Origin of the sequence: Ligaoa zhengdingensis, assembly GCF_014384885.1 — a bacterium.
Lineage (GTDB): Bacteria > Bacillota > Clostridia > Oscillospirales > Ruminococcaceae > Ligaoa > Ligaoa zhengdingensis.
The window spans coordinates 50,906-68,340 of the sequence record NZ_JACRST010000006.1; the positions used below are offsets into that span (position 1 = coordinate 50,906).

Sequence of the window (17,435 nt, forward strand, 5' to 3'; positions counted from 1 at the left end):
CGGCCTTAGGGCCGGTCAACTTTACATAGAATGAATCAAGAGAAAGGAAGTGATGGGGAATGGGATTCGGCGTACAAGTGGAAATCTGGGGCGACTACGCCCTGTTTTCCCGCCCGGAGCTCAAGGTCGAGCGCATGTCCTATGACATGATTACGCCGTCCGCCGCCCGGGGCATCCTGGACGCGATCTATTTTCACCCGGGGATGCGCTGGGTCATCGACCGCATCCATGTCCGGAACCCGATCCAGTTCACCAACATCCGGCGCAACGAGGTGAAATCGAAGATCAACGCCAGCACGGCGCGCAGCGCGATGTCCTCCAACGCGCCCCTTTACCTGGCCTCCTCGGCGGATATCGTACAGCGCGCCTCCACGCTCCTGCGGGATGTGCGCTATGTGATCGAGGCGCACTTCGAGCTGACCGACCGGATGGGGGAACAGGACAGCGCCGAAAAGTTCTACGCCATCGCCATGCGCCGCCTGAAAAACGGCCAGTGCTATCATCAGCCCTGCATGGGCTGCCGGGAGTTTCCCGCCCGGTTTGCCCTGTGGGATGGCAGCCCGTTGGAGCCCCCCGAGGGACTGGCCGGTGAGCGGGATCTGGGGCTGATGCTCTACGACCTGGACTACTCGGACCCGGAGGACATCCGCTCCATATTCTTCCGCGCCGTCCTGCGGGACGGCACGCTGGACCTGACCGATTGCGAGGTGTTTCGATGATTCTGAACGCTTTGGTCCGCTATTATGAGGACCTGGCTCAGCAGGGGACGCTCTCCCCCCAGGGCTGGGTCCGCACCAAGGTTTCGTTCGCGCTGAACCTATCCCCCAGCGGGGAACTGCTGGGCCTGATTCCCCTGATGCAGGAGGTTCAGCGGGGGAAAAAGACGGTGGAAATTCCACAGGAATTCAATCTACCCCAGCCGGTCAAACGGACGGTGGGCATCGCATCCAATTTTCTGTGGGACAACGCCACCTATCTGCTGGGCCTCGACAGCAAGGGAAGGCCGCAGCGGACATTGGATTGCTTTTCTAACTGCCGGGAACTGCATATCCGGCTGCTGGACCCGGTGGACAGCCCCGCCGCGCGTGCGGTAAAGGCCTTTTTTTTCAACTGGCAGCCGGAATGCATCGCCGGACACCCGGCCCTGGCGCCCTACCTGGAGGAGCTGTCCAAGGGAGGGAATCTCATCTTTTTGGTGGACGGCATGGAATTCGCGCACGACGACCCGGATATCCGGCGGGCCTGGGACCGAACCCTGACCTCCGACGGGGACGCGCCCGTCCTGCGCTGTCTCGTCACGGGGGAGCAGGCGCCCATCGCCCGCCTCCACCCCAGCATCAAGGGCGTGAAGGGCGGCCAGCCCACCGGCACCTCCCTGGTGTCCTTTAACGCCCCTTCTTTTGAGTCTTACGGTCACGAGCAGGGTCTCAACGCCCCGGTGGGCGAGTATGCCGCTTTCGCCTATACCGCGGCCCTCAACTACCTGGTGGCGGACAGCGCCCACTGCAAACAGATCGGGGAGATGACCGTGGTCTACTGGGCCCAGGGCGCCGATCCGTCCTATCAGGACGCCTTCAGCGGCGCGTTTGATCCCAGCTCTTCCGCTGTGGACGATGCGCTGCTGGACGGCCTGTTCACCAAGATCGCCGGCGGCCGCGCCCCCAACCTGGAGGCGCTGGAGCGCCTCGATATGTCCACCCCCTTTTACATCCTTGGGCTCGCTCCCAACGCGAGCCGCCTCTCCGTGCGCTTTTTCCTGCGGGGGGAATTCGGCGGCTTTCTTCGGAATCTGAAGGCCCATTACGACCGGTTGGACATCGCCCGCGCGCCCTATGAGCGCGCCTATCTTTCCGCCTTCGCCCTGCTGCGCGAGGTGGTCAACCCCAACGCCCGGGAAAAGAACCCACCCGGCCCCATGTCCAGTTCCCTGCTGCGCGCCATCCTGACCGACACCTATTATCCGCAGTCGCTGGTGAACGGGGTGATGCTGCGCATCCGGGCCGAACAGGACAACGACGAAAAGCATATCCGGAAGATCAGCAGGGGCCGTGCCGCCATCCTGAAGGCCTGGCTCCTGAAAAATAAGCCAAATTTATCTGCAAAGGAGGCCCTCACCGTGTCACTCAACGAATCCTGCAATTCCCTGCCCTATGTGTTGGGGCGCATCTTCTCTGTGCTGGAATCCGTTCAGAAGAAAGCCAATCCTAAATTGAACGCCACCATCAAGGATCGGTATTTCAATTCCGCTTCCACCACGCCCGCAACCGTCTTCCCTGTGCTGCTGCGCCTTTCCAATGCTCATATACATAAGCTGCGGGGCAAGAAGGCGGACGAGTATGAAAATCGGCTGGGCAGCTTGATGAATCGCATCGAGATGAACGAGCACCCCTACCCCGCCCGTCTCACGCTGGAGGAGCAGGGCATCTTCATCCTGGGGTACTACCATCAGACCCAGGTCCTGAAAAATGAAACGGAGGATGTTGAGAATGGCTGAAGCAATCAAGAATCGTTATGAATTTGTGATCCTGTTCGACGTGGAAAACGGGAATCCCAACGGCGACCCAGATGCGGGCAATATGCCCCGCATCGACTCCGAGACCGGTTACGGCATCGTCACCGACGTCTGCCTCAAGCGCAAAATCCGCAACTATGTGCTGACCGCCAGAGAAGGCGAACCCGGCTACGACATCTACATCCACGAAAGCGTACCGCTGAACGTCAGCGACAAACGTGCGTATGAATACCTGGGCGTGCAGGCGGCGGACGCCAAAAAGCTCAAGAAAAACGATCCGGACATCGACCGGAAAATCAGGGACTTTATGTGCCAAAACTTTTACGACATCCGCACCTTTGGCGCTGTGATGACCACCTTTGTGAGTGCAGCGCTCAACTGCGGGCAGGTGCGCGGTCCGGTGCAGCTAGGCTTTGCCCGCAGCATTGACCCGATCATGCCGCAGGAGGTCACCATCACCCGTGTCGCCACTGTGGCCGAGGATGACCCAGGAAAAAAAGGCATCGTGGGGCCCAAATATGTGGTGCCGTACGCCCTGTACCGGGCGGAAGGCTACATCTCCGCCAACCTGGCCCGCAAATCCACCGGCTTTTCCGAAGAGGACCTTTCCCTGCTGTGGGAGGCGATCATCAACATGTTTGAGCACGACCGTTCCGCTGCCCGCGGCAAGATGGCGGTGCGAGAATTGGTGGTCTTCCGCCACGACAGCGAACTGGGCAACGCGCCCTCCCACAAGCTGTTCGATATCATCTCTGTCAAACGCAGGGACGGGGTGGATTATCCCCGCAGTTATGGCGACTACGAGGTGACGGTGGATACCGCCGCCGTCCCCGAGGGCGTCACCTGCACGCGGATGGTCTGAATTCGGCGCGATGGAATATCAAGAAGACGAATTTCTGGCGATTTCCGGCATCCAGCATTTTTGCTACTGCCGCCGCCAGTGGGCGTTGGCCTATCTGGAGCAGCAATGGGCTGAAAACCTGCTGACCACTCAGGGGAAGCTGCTCCACGAGCGCGCCCATGACGACCAGTTTACCGAGAAACGAAACGATCTGCTGGTGAGCCGCGGCCTGTCGGTATCCTCCCGGACACTGGGGCTCTATGGTATATGCGATGTGGTGGAGTTCCGCGCATCCCCTTCCGGCGTTCCTTTGGCCAACCGTGAGGGTCTCTGGCTGCCCGTCCCTGTGGAATATAAGCGCGGAAGGCCCAAGGATCATCAGGCGGACGAGCTCCAGCTCTGCGCACAAGCGATCTGCCTGGAGGAGATGTTCTGCTGTGCGGTGCCGAAGGGATATCTCTATTACGGAGAGCCCCGGCGCCGTACAGCGGTGGACTTGGACGATGTTCTGCGCCAAACCGTCGCTCAAATGGCTGAGGAGATGCACACCCTCTTCCGCCGCGGCTATACGCCCCGGGTGAAACCGGGCAAACAGTGCCGCGCCTGTTCCCTCGTTGACCTTTGCATGAGCCGGTTGGAACGGAGACCTTCTGTCTCCGACTATCTGCAATCCTATCTGGGAGGCGACGACGACCCATGAGACATCTGCTCAACACCTTGTTTGTCTTTACAGAGGACAGCTATCTCGCACTGGAAGCGGAAAATGTTGTCGTATTAAACGGAGATCGGGAGCTGGGGCGCTTTCCGCTGCTCACTCTGGAAAATATCCTTTCCTTCAGCTACCGCGGGGCAAGCCCCGCACTGATGGGAGCCTGTGCCCAACGCAATGTGGCCCTCTGCTTCTTCTCCCCTCAGGGGCGGTTCCTGGCCCGGGTTTGCGGGCAAACGCGCGGGAATGTTCTGCTGCGAAAGGAACAATACCGCCGTTCCGACAGCCCGGAACAGAGCTGCCTCATCGCCCGCAACATGATCGCCGGCAAGCTGTCCAACAGCCGTTGGGTGTTGGAACGTGCAACGCGGGATCACCCGCTGCAGGTGGATGTTTCCAAACTAAAGCGAGCCTCCGGCCTGCTTCTGAACGCGGCTCGCGCTGCCGCATCCTGTGAGGATCTCGGCGTCCTCCGCGGATTGGAGGGGGAAGCCGCCACCCGATATTTCGATGTCTTGGATCAGTTGATCCTGCAAAACAAAGCCGACTTTTCCTTTCAGGGCCGCTCCCGGCGGCCTCCACTGGACCCGGTAAACGCACTCCTTTCCTATGGATACACACTGCTGGCCCATGATTGTGCCGCAGCATTGGAAGCCGTTGGGCTGGACCCCTATGTGGGATTTCTGCATCGCGACCGGCCGGGGCGCACCTCCCTGGCGTTGGACCTCATGGAGGAGCTGCGCGCTATCTTTGTGGACCGCCTGGCAATCACCCTGATTAATGTGCGGACCATCCAGGCCAAACACTTCCAAACGAAAGAAAATGGCGCCGTTTGGCTGACGGAGGATGGGCGAAAGGCTTTTACCTCCGCTTGGCAGAACAAAAAACGGGAAACCCTTGTCCATCCTTACTTAAATGAAAAGGTGCCTTGGGGATTGATCCCTTATATCCAAGCCCTTTTATTGGTCCGTTTTTTGCGAGGCGATCTGGACGCATATCCGCCTTTCTTATGGAAATGAGGGGAATAAATGTTAGTACTCGTCACTTATGATGTAAATACGGAGGATTCTGCGGGGAAAAAGCGCCTGCGCCAGGTAGCCAAGGCCTGCATCAGCCGAGGACAACGGGTGCAAAACTCCGTATTTGAATGTGTCTTGGATGCCTCCCAGTGTGCAGAACTGGAACATAAGCTGGAATCCATCATTGATCCGGCCCGCGACAGCCTTCGCTTTTATTACTTGGGGAACCGATATCACACCAAGGTAAAGCATGTCGGCGCCAAACCTTCCTATGATGCGGAGGGGGTGTTATTTCTATAAATCCGCCTCCCCAACGAATGTGCGAAACCCAAGTAAACAGAGTTTTCCCGGGAGGCTCGCACCCAAAAATTAGTACCCCAAATGCCAAAAATCAGGAATGTGAGCTTACATTGGGGATATTTTCGCTCTTTTCCCAGCTAATTTGACGAAAACAAACGATTTTTCTCGTCTTTTTTCTCTCTTTTTGCAGTCGTCCTCCGCGAGGAGGACGTGGGTAGAAACATGATAAGAGAATACATAAGAATAAAAGAGAATAAGTCGTCCTCCGCGAGGAGGACGTGGGTAGAAACCAAGTGCAAGTCCTTATTGATTACCTTACTATGACGTCGTCCTCCGCGAGGAGGACGTGGGTAGAAACTATAATTATACTTTTTCTTCGTCTCAATCTTCTGTCGTCCTCCGCGAGGAGGACGTGGGTAGAAACAATTTGGTCAGAAGTCAAATACCCCCCAGAACTAGTCGTCCTCCGCGAGGAGGACGTGGGTAGAAACGCCACCCTGCAAAGCGAGGTCAACCGCCTCATAGGTCGTCCTCCGCGAGGAGGACGTGGGTAGAAACTTAAAATCTACCGCCATAATCTGACCGCGCAGACGTCGTCCTCCGCGAGGAGGACGTGGGTAGAAACACAAATGTAACGCCTATGCTTACAATAAGGGATGGTCGTCCTCCGCGAGGAGGACGTGGGTAGAAACGCTCATCACCATCCGTCCAAGTACGCCAGCGGGGTCGTCCTCCGCGAGGAGGACGTGGGTAGAAACTTAGCCTGTTGACGGGCATTCCAGCGCATATGGTCGTCCTCCGCGAGGAGGACGTGGGTAGAAACGGAGTGAGTAGGCGACGCTTGGCGCAAAGGCATGGTCGTCCTCCGCGAGGAGGACGTGGGTAGAAACATGTCGTTGTGCCAAAAGTAGAGTACGCCAGACGGGTCGTCCTCCGCGAGGAGGACGTGGGTAGAAACATAATTTCCCGATGAATGATTATTTGTGGTTTGTGTCGTCCTCCGCGAGGAGGACGTGGGTAGAAACCCTGAAACTCGGTGTAACCGATATCTTCAGGGGTGTCGTCCTCCGCGAGGAGGACGTGGGTAGAAACTTTGATGCCAAACAGTTCTCCGAGGCGCAGAGCGGGTCGTCCTCCGCGAGGAGGACGTGGGTAGAAACTTAGCCTTAGCCTGTTGACGGGCATTCCAGCGCATGTCGTCCTCCGCGAGGAGGACGTGGGTAGAAACCGGGTAGAGAAATCCAATGGGGAGCGGATCGGCGGTCGTCCTCCGCGAGGAGGACGTGGGTAGAAACGTTAAATACGCAACTGTCGAAATATGTCGTGATGGTCGTCCTCCGCGAGGAGGACGCAGTTCATTAACTCCCTTGTTTAACCTCTCATACTGCTGCATCGCCCAACAGCACCGTGATACAGCCCGGCAATCGGTAGAGAAACACTTCCAAACGTTCCCGTCCGTAGACGATCATGTAATCCAGCAGACTCCGATAGAACAATTCCTCCGCCACCCCACCCGACAACATCCCACGCAGCGAGGCGGCGATTTCGTCCAGCGCTTCACTCCGGTTGTCTCCACTCGCTTTCTCGGATATCCGCCGAGTAAGCTCCGCTTCCAGGTCCCCAAGCTCCCGCTGATATTTTTGAGACAAATTCATAAAGTCTGGCCTTCCGATCTCCTGCATGAGATAGGCCTCGATCAAGCGCTCCCTTCTGCTTTGAACCTGCCGCATCTTGGCGCTCAACTGTTTTTGATCCTGACCGCTTTGCGGCGCTGCCAATGCTGGTTCGATCACCTCAAGCAGCCCGGCCACCATCTCCTCCCGCTCGATCTCCAATGACCGGACCACCTGCCCCATCACCAACAGCAAATCTTCGTGCCCCAATTGACGGCCGTCGCAGCCCAACCGGTTCCCCGCAGCGTCAATGTGGGGCCGCCCCCAGTTGGCCGCCTGTTGACATCGCCATGCCCTGTAGTCACTGCCATCCTTCCGCTTTTTGATACGAGGAACAAAGGGCGCGCCGCAGACGCCGCATCGTAGCTTGCCCGAAAAACAATAGCGGTTGGAATGTCGGGAGCGCTGATCCCCGCTTGGAGCGCGGCGGGCGAGCTCTTTCTGAGCCCGCTCCCACAGTCCCCGGTCGACGATGGGTGGATGGTGGTCGCGGAGAACGACGAGCTCCTCCTCGCCGCAGTTCCGTTTTTTCTCGTGAGTGAGGTAATCGGGCGTGATAGTCTTTTTCTGAACCAGGTCGCCGCAGTACTTTTCGTTGCGCAGAGCCCGCAGAATGGCGGTGTTCGACCACTGCTGCGCACAGCGAAAGGTGGGAATGCCCGCCTCCCGCAGCTCCCTGGCGATGACGTGGGTCCCCTTCCCCTCCACAACAAATTTATGAAAAATCAGGCGGACGACTTCGGCGCCCTCTTCGTTGATGGAAATCTCCCCGCCCTTTACGTCGTAGCCCAGCAGGCTGCGCCCGAATACCACCCCCTGCTCCATCCGGCGTTTCTGGCCCCACTTTACCCGGTCGGAGGTCTTGCGGCTCTCCTCCTGGGCGATGGAAGCCATAATCGTGAGGCGAAGCTCAGCGTCCGGGTCGAGCGTGTTGATATTGTCCCGCAAAAATATCACTCCGACGCCCCATTCCTTGAGCTTGCGGGTGTAGTAGATGCTGTCCAGTGTGTTGCGCGCGAACCGGCTGATCTCTTTGGTGAGCAGGAGGTCGAACCTGCGGTTTTGAGCGTCGCCGATCATTTTGTGAAAGGAGCGCCGCTTTTTTGTGTTTGTTCCGGTGATCCCCTCGTCCACGTAGAGCTCTGTAAGCTGCCACTGCGGGTTGTTCCGGATGTATTCGCAAAAGTATCGCTTCTGGCTTTCGAGGGAATTGGCCTGATCCTCCTTATCGGTAGATACTCTACAGTAGGCGGCGACTCTCTGCATCATGGGCGCCTTCTTTCTTTCATATAGGGCCGCTTTTGTCGCATCGGTCCCACCTCAAGGACGGCTGAAATTCATTTGAACCGTCTTTCCGGAAGGACTTCTTCAGCTTTCTCTGACAAGGCGCGGGCACATCGGTCGTACTGTTCCCGGGTGAGCTTCCCCTGCCCTACAAGCCCCAGCAGCAAAGCCTCCTCTACCTGGTGGAGAAAGGCCCGGTTTTGCCGCAGATCGGCATTCTGAATCGCCGCATCCGGCATAATCTGAATCTGGAGTTTGCCGTGGCGCATGGCGAACATCCCCTTCCGCTGTGAATTCAGGCATATAAAAATACCAGCCGCATCTGCGACTGGTATTTTTATATGCATCTGGGCTTGGACGGTATGTGGCCTCAAAATGAACAGGGCCCCAGCGGGCCGCCGGAACCCTGTGCGGTCAATTTTATCTCTGCGGATTGCGGCGGCCAATATGGAAAGCATCGCCGGTAATCCAATTGAGAATTTGGTTTATCTCTTCTCTCAACTTCACGTTGTCAAAGAAGTTCCCTCTCCACCGCGACCACTTCCGCCTCGGTATTCGCCTCTACAAAGGCGAGGACATGATCGAGAATACTGTCCGCCTGTGCGGAATCTGTGGCGACGGCCGCCGCGCTGATGACAAGAAGCTGGTGGGTGTCCTGCTCGTCCGTCTCAGCTACAGAGACATTGAACTTGTTCCGCAGCTTCGCCAGCAGGCTGCGGAGTTCCATCCGCTTTTCCTTGAGGGAATGCACCCAGGGTGCGCGCAGCCGCAGGGTCAGCACCGCGACGGTCATAACGATTCCTCCCCCGCCTTAAAGTTATAGATAGGCTTGATAACCGCTTCAATTTTGGCGGTCGGTCCGATGTTTTCCACGATGTCCGCCATGCCCTTATAGGCCATGGGGCACTCGTCGAGGGTCGATTTTCCCACCGATGTGGTGTAGACTCCCTCCATCTCGCGCTGGAATTCATCCACGGTGAAGCGCTGTTTGGCCTGGGCGCGGCTCATCAGGCGGCCCGCTCCGTGGGGTGCGGAGCAGTTCCAATCCTCGTTGCCCAGGCCGGTGCAGATCAGGCTCCCATCCCGCATGTTGATGGGGATGAGCAGCCGCTCGCCCGCCTTGGCGGAAACCGCGCCCTTGCGCAGGATCATGGCTTCGGTGTCGATATAGTTGTGGATGGTGGTGAACTGTTCCGCAATATGCAGACCCAGCCCCCGCACCATCTCGTCCATCATCGCCTGCCGGTTGAGCATGGCAAACTGCTGGACGATGTGCATATCGTGGATGTACTGATCGAACAGTTCCCCTTGCACATAGCACAGCTCGCGGGGGATAGCGGTGCGCTTGGTATTCCGGAGCTTCTTAACCGCGCTTTCGATCTGTTTTTCCTTTCCCTGGGCCTTGAGCGAATCGATCAAGGCCTGGACATCCGCCGGACTGCACCCGTTGAGCGCTTCGTAGCCCGCGCGCTGGTAGTAGTTCGCCACCTCCAGGCCCAGGTGCCGGCTACCCGAGTGCACCACCAGGTAAAGGTTTCCCGCCTCATCCCGGTCGACCTCAATAAAATGGTTGCCGCCGCCCAACGTCCCGATGCTCTGTTCGGCGCGCAGGAGGTTGACCTCGCCGCGGCAGGCGAGCTGCTGCAAATCGATCTTTGCAGCGTAGGGGTGCGCCTTCCCACGCACCTCGAACCCGGACGGGATGCGCGCATAGATCAGCTCGTCCAGCGCCTTCCAGTCCAGCTCCCGCTCTACAAGGCGGACCGTCTCCATCCCGCAGCCGATGTCCACCCCGACAAGGTTCGGCACCACGCGGTCTGCGATGGTCATGGTGGTGCCCACTGTGCAGCCCGCGCCCGCGTGCACGTCGGGCATCAGGCGGATGCGGCTCCCCGCTGTGAATTCCTGGTTGCACAACTGGAGCACCTGCGCGATGGATGCCTCGTCCACCACATCGGTGAATATCTTCGCGGTGTTGTATTTCCCCTTGACCTCGAGCATATCGCTCACCTCGTTTCACTTTCTCTCTTGTCTTTGGCCGTTGGAACTATCTTTATTCTATCAGACATCATTTCCATTATCATCTAAAAAAAGTTGCGCACTTTTATCATATTCTGCTCCTAATTAATTAAATTTTGAAAAAAGATGGTCGGATTTCGAAATTATTTGATCGGATTTTGGAATGATTTCCCACGATATTTGGTTTAAAATGATAGAGATATCAGACATATTTTCACTCTAGTCTCTGCACTTTTTGTGAAATAAGTTGAAATCGGAGAGGAGAAGACAGATGAAAAAGAGGCTATTGCAAGCGACCCTGGCCATCATCCTCGCGGCGCAGCTCGCCATCGGCGGCAGCGTTGCAGTGCTGGCGGAGGAAACAAACCCCGTGGCCCTGCAGGGAGAATCTTCGGCAGCGGTGCTGCTGGAGCCCACACCGGCGGAGCCCCCGTCGGAGGAGATTCCCGCAGAATCCTCCGCAGATGCACAACTGCCCGCCCTGTTAAACGCACTGCCGGAGGACAAGGAATATGTTCCGGTCAGCGGAATCGCGGCGGTGACCGCCAGCTCCCATCAGGGCGGCTATGAACCGGAAAAGGCGGTGGACGGGATCGAGGACGACCCGAACAACTGCTGGCACACCCCCTGGGAGGGGGACCCGCCCACCTTCCCGCACTGGCTCCAGGTGGAGTTTGACCAGCCGCGCACCATCGATTCGCTGGTCTATGTTGCACGCAGCGCGACCGGATTCCAGTTTGTCACCGAATACGAGGTGTGGGTGAGCCCCACCGCGGACGAGGCGGATTTGGACAAGGTGGCCGAGGGCACCTGGACCCGCGCCAAAACCGCGGCGGTAGAATTTTTGCCGGTATCTGCGGTGTTGGTGCGCTTTGTCGCCAAGGATAAGGTGGATAGCAACAAAAATGACACCTACAGCGTCTCGGCCTCGGAGATTAAATTCGGCCTTTCCAGTGAGGTTCCCGGCGCTTACAACGATAAAATCCTGGAGAGGATCGCGCACGCCGACCGTGTGCTCGCCTATGCGACGGACATCGGCTCTGGGGCGCACCAGTTCAAACAGGATGCGTGGGATGCGCTCGACGCAGAACGCGACGCGCTGGAAGCGCTGCTCGACACCGCAGATGTGGATGCGATCTTCGCGCAGCTCGACGCGGTGCAGTCCGCCATCGAGACCCTGCTCGCCAGCAATATGACGGACGGCGAGGACCTGGTGGTCGATCTGCCCAAGGCGGGCATGAGCGCCAGCTCCAGCAGTGAAAACGCCGGATATGAAGCCGACAAGGCGATCGACGGCGACACCTCCACCATCTGGCACACCCAGTGGGACCCTGAAAATACCCCTCACCCGCACAGCTTGGTCATCGACCTCGGACGTTCTGTGCTGCTCAATAAAATCAGCATCACCCCGCGCCAGGATATGGCGACCGGCAAGATCACCTCCGGCGAGGTGTACATGGGCGACGACCCCGAGCAGTTGGAGCTGGCCGCGACCTTTAGCGCCGCGTCGGGGTACGACGCTTCGGTTGTCCCCCTGGGCGACCGGCAGGCGCAGTATTTAGAAATCCGCTCACTCGCAAGCACCAGCTCCAACACCGCTATCGCGGAGGTGGATGTCTCCATCTACGACCGCGGCTATGTGGCGCTGATGGACGCCTACGGCAGGGCGGCGCAGTTCCTGCTGAACGCGCAGGCGGGCGCTGAGGTCGGGCAATACCCGCAGGCGGCGATCGACAGCTTTACCGCCGAACTGGACGGGTTTGCGGCGCAGTTGGACGAGGCTGTCACACCCGCTGACTGCTACGCGCTCGCCGGGGAAATCGAGAACGCGCGCATCGCCTTTGCGGATCAGGTCAACCGCTACCAGCGCGGGGATCTCAACGCCCTGATCGCCGAGGCGGAGGAGCTGCTCGCGAGCATTGAAAACGAACAGGACCGGGCGCTCTTGAGTTCCGCCACTGAAACGGCGCGCGCGGTCGCCGGAGACAGCGGCAGCACCGCCGTGCAGATCCACGAGACGGCGGCAGCGCTCAAAAATACGCTGGACGCGCTGCGCTTCGCGGGCGCGGAGCGGTACGACCTCTCGGGCAAGTGGGATTTCTACCTGGGCGCCTATCAGGCGGAGGCTGTCCTGGAGGATACCGTCACCCTACCCGGCACCCTGGATGAAAACAAAAAGGGCTCGGTCAACACCTACCGCGACCCCCGCCGGCTGAGCCGCTACTACATCTACACCGGCCCTGCGACCTACCAGCGGGAGGTGTTCATTCCGAATTCGTGGCAGGGCAAGCAGGTCAGCCTGTTCATAGAGCGCTCGCGCGAGACGCGGGTGTGGGTGAACGGCAGCGAGGTGCTCTCGCCCGAAACCACCAACGTGATGGCGACCTCTCAGGTGTACGACCTGACCGCCGCGCTCACCTTTGGACAGCTCAACACCATCACCATCGTGGTGGACAACTCCTACCCCAACACCCCGCGCGCGGCCATCACCACCTCCTCGATGGCCACGGAGGAGACCCAGACCAACTGGAACGGCATCGTCGGCCGGTTTGAGCTGCAAATCGACGAGCTGGTGAACATCGACGGCCTGCGCGTCTACCCCAACGATGATTTGAAGAGTGCCACCGTGCAGGTGGATGTGAAGAACAGTTCGGCCGAGGACTTCAGCGGTGAAATCACCCTGGAGGCGCCCGGTATGGCCGCGCGCAAGCTGCCGGTGACGGTTGCCGCGGGTACATCTGCGACCGTCTCCCTGCCCGATTACGACATGGGCGCGGATGTGAAGCTGTGGAGCGAGTTTGAACAGAACCTCTACACCATGAGCGCCTCGCTGGATAACGGCAGCACGGCAGAAGAGCAGTTCGGTATGCGGGTGTTCGGGGTCGATCCCGAAACCAAGCAGCTCACCAACAACGGCGACAAGGTCTTTTTACGCAGTGAAGCCAACTGCGCAGTCTTCCCCCTCACCGCCTACGCGCCGATGGACGAAGCGGGCTGGGAGAAGCTGTTCTCTACCTACCAATCGTTCGGCATCAACGCGGTGCGGTTCCACAGCTGGTGCCCGCCCGAGGCCGCATTCGCCGTGGCCGACCGGATGGGACTCTTTCTCCAGCCTGAGCTTTCCTGCTGGGACGCTGGCTCGATGTTCGACGGACCGGTGGAAAAGGACTACTACACCAAGGAGGCTAAGGCGATCGTCAAGGAATACGCCAACCATCCCTCCTTCGTAATGTTCACCTTCGGCAATGAGCTGGTGTTTGCCGGCGGCGGCTACGAATTTGCCGATCAACTGCTGGCCCAGCTCAAGGAGCAGGATGCGACCCGCCTGTATTCGTTTGCATCCAACGCCGGATACGGCGGCACCGCGCCCACCGCACACTCCGAATTCTTCACCGGCCAGGTCTACCGCGGCACGTCCATGCGCGGCATCTACGCCGGTATGAGCGGATTCATCAATCAGCAATATCCCTCAACCACCGTCAACTACAACAACGCCATCCAGCGCGCCGCCAATGAGGCCGGCATCCCGGCGTTCAGCTTTGAGGTCGGCCAGTTCCAGGTGTTCCCCGACGTGCTCGGCGAACTGGATGATTACACTGGCGTGCTGGAGCCGCGCAACCTCCAACTGGTGGATGAGCGCCTCGACCGCCTGGACATCTCCGACGAAATGACAGAAAAGTTTATCAACGCATCCGGCATGCTCTCCCGCATCGGATACCGCATGGAGATCGAGGCCGCGCTGCGCACCAAACACATGAGCGGCATCTCCCTGCTGGGCATCCAGGATTTCAGCGGCCAGAGCACCGCGCTGGTGGGCATGATGAACGCCCTGGGCGACGCGAAGCCCTACGACTTCGCCACACCCGCAGAATTTGCAACCTTCTTCAGTCCCGAGGTGGCATTGTTGGAGACCGAAAAGTTCAGCTGGACCAACGCGGAGACCTTTACCGGCAAGCTGCTGCTTGCCAACTACGGCCCGGACGACCTCAGCGGCCAGATGTTCTACCGCCTGACCGACCAAGACGGCAATGTGCTTGCGGAGGATACCATCGCCTCTGCCGACTTCCCACAGGGTGACGTCACCGCTGCCGGCACAATTTCCATCCCGCTGTCGGGCATCGCCAAACCGTCCCAGCTCAAGCTGACCATCGGTTTGGGCGAAGTCACCAATCACTACGACCTCTGGGTGTATCCCGCTGGAGAGAAGGCAGACGAGGGCGAGGTATACGTCACCGAATTTCTCAACGAGGAAGCGCTCTACATCCTGGAGGACGGCGGCAAGGTGCTGCTCAGCCCCAAGGTGAACAAGAGTACCCTGCCCAACAGCATCACCGGCACCTTCACCACCGCGTTCTGGTCCTCCCAGTTCGTCAGCGAATCGCAGCCCGGTTCGATGGGTCTGCTGATGAACCCGGAGCATCCGGTGTTCGACGGGTTCCCGACCGAGTACCATTCCAACTACCAGTGGTGGGCGATGGCCAAGCTGGGCCGCCCGATGATCCTGGAATCCTTCACACACGAGGACGGCGCCAAAATCGAGCCGCTCGTGCAGGTGCTCGACAGCTTCTCCACCATCCGCACCATGGGCCTTTTGTATGAGGCAAAGGTGGGCGAAGGCAAGCTGATGGTCTCCTCCATGGGCCTGGAACAGCTGCAAAATCAGTACCCCGAGGCGCGCGCACTGCGCAATTCCATCCTCAACTATATGAATTCCGACGCGTTTGACCCGCAGTTCACCGTCGAAGTGGAGCAGGTTCAGGCATCTGTGGTGGGCACCGAGACCAAACCCCGCGTCAATCTTGCGGAAAAGTCCAACGGCGGTGAGATCTTCCTGGGTGAAAACACCCACACCTGCCAGGAGGGTTACGACAACGATCCGCAGGACCGCAAGCTGGAGCTCAACGACGGCCGCGTGGATGTGGAAGTGGGTTCCCGCTCCTGGACCGATTGGAGCCGCAACGGATACCCCTACGATGCGGAAGTCGGTGCGATCCTGAACGATGAATATATCATTGATACCGTGGTGCTCCCCTTCTTTGAGGATTACGGCTGCAAAGCGCCCAAGAGCATCAAGGTGCAGGTTTGGAATGGCGAAGCCTTTGTGGATGTGACCAATCCCTCGATGACCACCGGATTTGTAAAGGGCAACAACACCATCACCTTTGATCCGGTATCCACCTCGCAGATTCTTTTGACGATGGAGCACCAGCCTGAAATGGGCATCGCACTGAGCGAATTCATCGTCTACGAACACGAAATTCCCGCTGAAAGCCTGGAAATTCTGCCCGAAGGTGGAAATACCTCGGTTGAACTGGGCGAAACCCTTCAGATGAGCATCCGGTATCTACCCGAAAATGCCAACGATACCGACGTGCGCTGGACTGTCCAGGACGCGGACGGCAACAAATCGAAGATCGCCACCATCACCTTGGGCGGGCTGCTCAAACCCAAGGCGGCCGGAACGGTTGTCGTCAAAGCGGCGCTGCGCTCCAACCCCGAGGTGTCCGCGACCATCGAAATCACCATTCTGGACAGCACTTCGGGCGTAGATAAGACAGCGCTGAAGGCGCTGATCGCGGCGGTCGACGGGAAATACGACGAAGGCCGCTACACCGCGGCGAGCTGGGCTGCGCTGACTGATGCGCTGAATGCAGCGAAGACAGTTGCTGCGGATCCCGCTGCAACCGAAAGCCAGGTGTTCGATGCCTACCTCGCGCTGGTAGCGGCGCGCGACGGCCTGAGCTACGCGCCCGATAAGAGCCTGCTTACGCTGGCAGTCGAGATCGCGGAAGACCTGTTGAAGGACGAAAGCCTGACTGCGGCCACGAAGGAAGCGCTGCAGGCGGCAGTGAACAGCGCGAAAGCGGTGCTGGATAACGCGGACACGACGCAGGCTGAGATCAACGCCGAGTACGCGGCGGTGATGACCAGGATCACCGAGCTGGTGAAGGCGGATAAGACCCTGCTGAGACAGCTGATCGCAGCGGCGGATGCATTGGAAGAAGGCAACTACCGCCCGAGCAGCTGGGCGAACCTGCAAGCGGTGCTGACCGAGGCGAAGGCAGTGGAAGCAAACGGCAACGCGACCGAGGCGATGATCGCAGAGGCGTGCGACAAGCTGTTTGAAGCGATCAACGCATTGCAGAGCGAGTTCAACTATGCGGCGATCAACGCAGCGCTCAAGCTGGCGAAGGAGATCCTGGCTGACAGCAAGTACGACGAGGCGAGCAAGGCCGGCCTGGCAGAGCTGGTTGCCGAAGCGGAAGCGCTGTGCGAGAGCGATGAAGCGACCCAGAAAGGCCTCGACGACATGGCAAAGAACCTGACCCGCGCGGTCGCGAAGGTGCGCCTCATGCAGGCGGTGGCCGAAGTGAACGGGCTGAACGCGGCGCGTTACACAGCAGCGAGCTGGAATGCGGTGCAGGCAGCGCAGGCGGAAGCGAAAGCGCTGTTGGCGAACGCGAATGCGACGGAAGAAGAGCTGAACGGCGCGGCAACCAAGCTGGCGAACGCAGTGAAGGGCCTGAAGACGAAGGGCGGCTCGAGCGGCTCTGTTTCTAAAGTAAGTGACAACGATTACTGGAACGGGATCATCGAGAAGATCAACAACACGACCAAAGGCGGCACGGTAAACGCGACGCTGGAGAGCGGAGCGATGATGCCTGCGACGGTGATCGATGCAGCGGCGGCGAAGGGCGTCACGCTGAACGTCGAGATCGGCGGAAAGGCATATCTGCTGAGCAATTACGCGATCGACGCATCCGCGGTGTACTACAGCGCGGCGGAACTGATTGCGATGGCAGACGGCGAGACGGCGGCACAGAGCGGCGCCATCAGCCTGAACCCGGAGACGGGCGGCGAGGTGGCAGCGACGGTGCCGAACGCGGCGGCGCCTGCTGGCGAAGCGGCCAGTGCGAACGAGACGATCGGCGGCGCGCAGCAAGCGGCGGCGGAGCAGGGCGAGAACCTCTCGGGCCTGTGGCTGCTGGTGCTGGCGGCTGCGGCTATCGGCGGCGTGAGCTTCCTGCTGATCAAGCGCAAAAAACAATCCCAATAATACCAATAAAACATCCCCCCG

General features: G+C 59.1%; 11 protein-coding genes and 1 CRISPR repeat array. Of the genes, 7 read left to right on the plus strand and 4 right to left on the minus strand.

The window, feature by feature from the left end; genetic code table 11:
- The first annotated feature begins 59 nt into the window (after positions 1-59).
- Genes cas5c through cas2 form a run of 6 tightly spaced genes read left to right on the plus strand, consistent with a single transcriptional unit; the run spans position 60 to position 5,381 of the window.
- Positions 60-719, plus strand: coding sequence for a type I-C CRISPR-associated protein Cas5c (gene cas5c / locus H8711_RS06135; RefSeq protein ID WP_249282587.1), 660 nt, complete (start codon positions 60-62; stop codon positions 717-719).
- Positions 716-2,494, plus strand: coding sequence for a type I-C CRISPR-associated protein Cas8c/Csd1 (cas8c, locus tag H8711_RS06140; protein ID WP_249282588.1), 1,779 nt, complete (start codon positions 716-718; stop codon positions 2,492-2,494). Before cas5c ends, cas8c begins: the two co-directional genes overlap by 4 nt.
- Positions 2,487-3,374 (plus strand): type I-C CRISPR-associated protein Cas7/Csd2, encoded by an 888-nt coding sequence (cas7c, locus tag H8711_RS06145; RefSeq protein WP_249282589.1) that lies wholly within the window; start codon positions 2,487-2,489, stop codon positions 3,372-3,374. The genes cas8c and cas7c overlap by 8 nt, the downstream gene beginning before the upstream one ends.
- A gap of 10 nt (positions 3,375-3,384) precedes the next feature.
- Positions 3,385-4,053, plus strand: coding sequence for a CRISPR-associated protein Cas4 (gene cas4 / locus H8711_RS06150; RefSeq protein WP_249282590.1), 669 nt, complete (start codon positions 3,385-3,387; stop codon positions 4,051-4,053).
- On the plus strand, positions 4,050-5,081 hold the full coding sequence (gene cas1c / locus H8711_RS06155; protein WP_249282591.1) for a type I-C CRISPR-associated endonuclease Cas1c: 1,032 nt from the start codon (positions 4,050-4,052) through the stop codon (positions 5,079-5,081). Before cas4 ends, cas1c begins: the two co-directional genes overlap by 4 nt.
- A 9-nt stretch (positions 5,082-5,090) precedes the next feature.
- Complete coding sequence (gene cas2 / locus H8711_RS06160) at positions 5,091-5,381, plus strand: CRISPR-associated endonuclease Cas2 (protein WP_249282592.1); 291 nt, start codon at positions 5,091-5,093, stop codon at positions 5,379-5,381.
- 189 nt (positions 5,382-5,570) lie between these two features.
- Positions 5,571-6,676: a CRISPR direct-repeat array (repeat unit 33 nt; unit sequence GTCGTCCTCCGCGAGGAGGACGTGGGTAGAAAC).
- Positions 6,677-6,760: 84 nt separating this feature from the next.
- On the opposite strand, the gene H8711_RS06165 is transcribed toward cas2, so the two are convergent.
- The 4 genes from H8711_RS06165 to H8711_RS06180 all read right to left on the minus strand — a co-directional run bounded on the left by H8711_RS06165 (position 6,761) and on the right by H8711_RS06180 (position 10,339).
- A complete protein-coding gene (locus H8711_RS06165; RefSeq protein ID WP_249282593.1) occupies positions 6,761-8,323 on the minus strand; it encodes a recombinase family protein in 1,563 nt (520 codons plus the stop codon).
- A 68-nt stretch (positions 8,324-8,391) separates the two neighbouring features.
- Entirely contained in the window at positions 8,392-8,607 is a 216-nt protein-coding gene (locus H8711_RS06170) for a hypothetical protein (protein ID WP_249282594.1), read from the minus strand.
- Positions 8,608-8,849: 242 nt separating this feature from the next.
- Positions 8,850-9,131 carry a DUF503 domain-containing protein gene (locus tag H8711_RS06175; protein ID WP_249282595.1) on the minus strand — a complete coding sequence of 94 codons (282 nt, stop codon included), beginning with the start codon at positions 9,129-9,131 and terminating at the stop codon, positions 8,850-8,852.
- Positions 9,128-10,339: an RtcB family protein gene (locus H8711_RS06180; protein WP_249282596.1), complete on the minus strand. Its 1,212-nt coding sequence runs from the start codon at positions 10,337-10,339 to the stop codon at positions 9,128-9,130. Before H8711_RS06180 ends, H8711_RS06175 begins: the two co-directional genes overlap by 4 nt.
- Positions 10,340-10,628: 289 nt before the next feature.
- On the opposite strand from H8711_RS06180, the gene H8711_RS06185 reads away from it, so the two are divergent.
- A complete protein-coding gene (locus tag H8711_RS06185; RefSeq protein WP_249282597.1) occupies positions 10,629-17,414 on the plus strand; it encodes a discoidin domain-containing protein in 6,786 nt (2,261 codons plus the stop codon).
- The last annotated feature ends 21 nt before the right edge of the window (positions 17,415-17,435 follow it).

Excerpts from the sequence above, each read along its gene's own strand:
- H8711_RS06185 (WP_249282597.1), top strand. The coding sequence starts at position 10,629 with ATGAAAAAGAGGCTATTGCAAGCGACCCTGGCCATCATCCTCGCGGCG.
- H8711_RS06175 (WP_249282595.1), bottom strand. The coding sequence starts at position 9,131 with ATGACCGTCGCGGTGCTGACCCTGCGGCTGCGCGCACCCTGGGTGCAT.
- cas4 (WP_249282590.1), top strand. The coding sequence starts at position 3,385 with ATGGAATATCAAGAAGACGAATTTCTGGCGATTTCCGGCATCCAGCAT.
- cas8c (WP_249282588.1), top strand. The coding sequence starts at position 716 with ATGATTCTGAACGCTTTGGTCCGCTATTATGAGGACCTGGCTCAGCAG.
- cas2 (WP_249282592.1), top strand. The coding sequence starts at position 5,091 with ATGTTAGTACTCGTCACTTATGATGTAAATACGGAGGATTCTGCGGGG.
- cas5c (WP_249282587.1), top strand. The coding sequence starts at position 60 with ATGGGATTCGGCGTACAAGTGGAAATCTGGGGCGACTACGCCCTGTTT.
- H8711_RS06170 (WP_249282594.1), bottom strand. The coding sequence starts at position 8,607 with ATGCGCCACGGCAAACTCCAGATTCAGATTATGCCGGATGCGGCGATT.
- cas7c (WP_249282589.1), top strand. The coding sequence starts at position 2,487 with ATGGCTGAAGCAATCAAGAATCGTTATGAATTTGTGATCCTGTTCGAC.
- cas1c (WP_249282591.1), top strand. The coding sequence starts at position 4,050 with ATGAGACATCTGCTCAACACCTTGTTTGTCTTTACAGAGGACAGCTAT.
- H8711_RS06165 (WP_249282593.1), bottom strand. The coding sequence starts at position 8,323 with ATGATGCAGAGAGTCGCCGCCTACTGTAGAGTATCTACCGATAAGGAG.
- H8711_RS06180 (WP_249282596.1), bottom strand. The coding sequence starts at position 10,339 with ATGCTCGAGGTCAAGGGGAAATACAACACCGCGAAGATATTCACCGAT.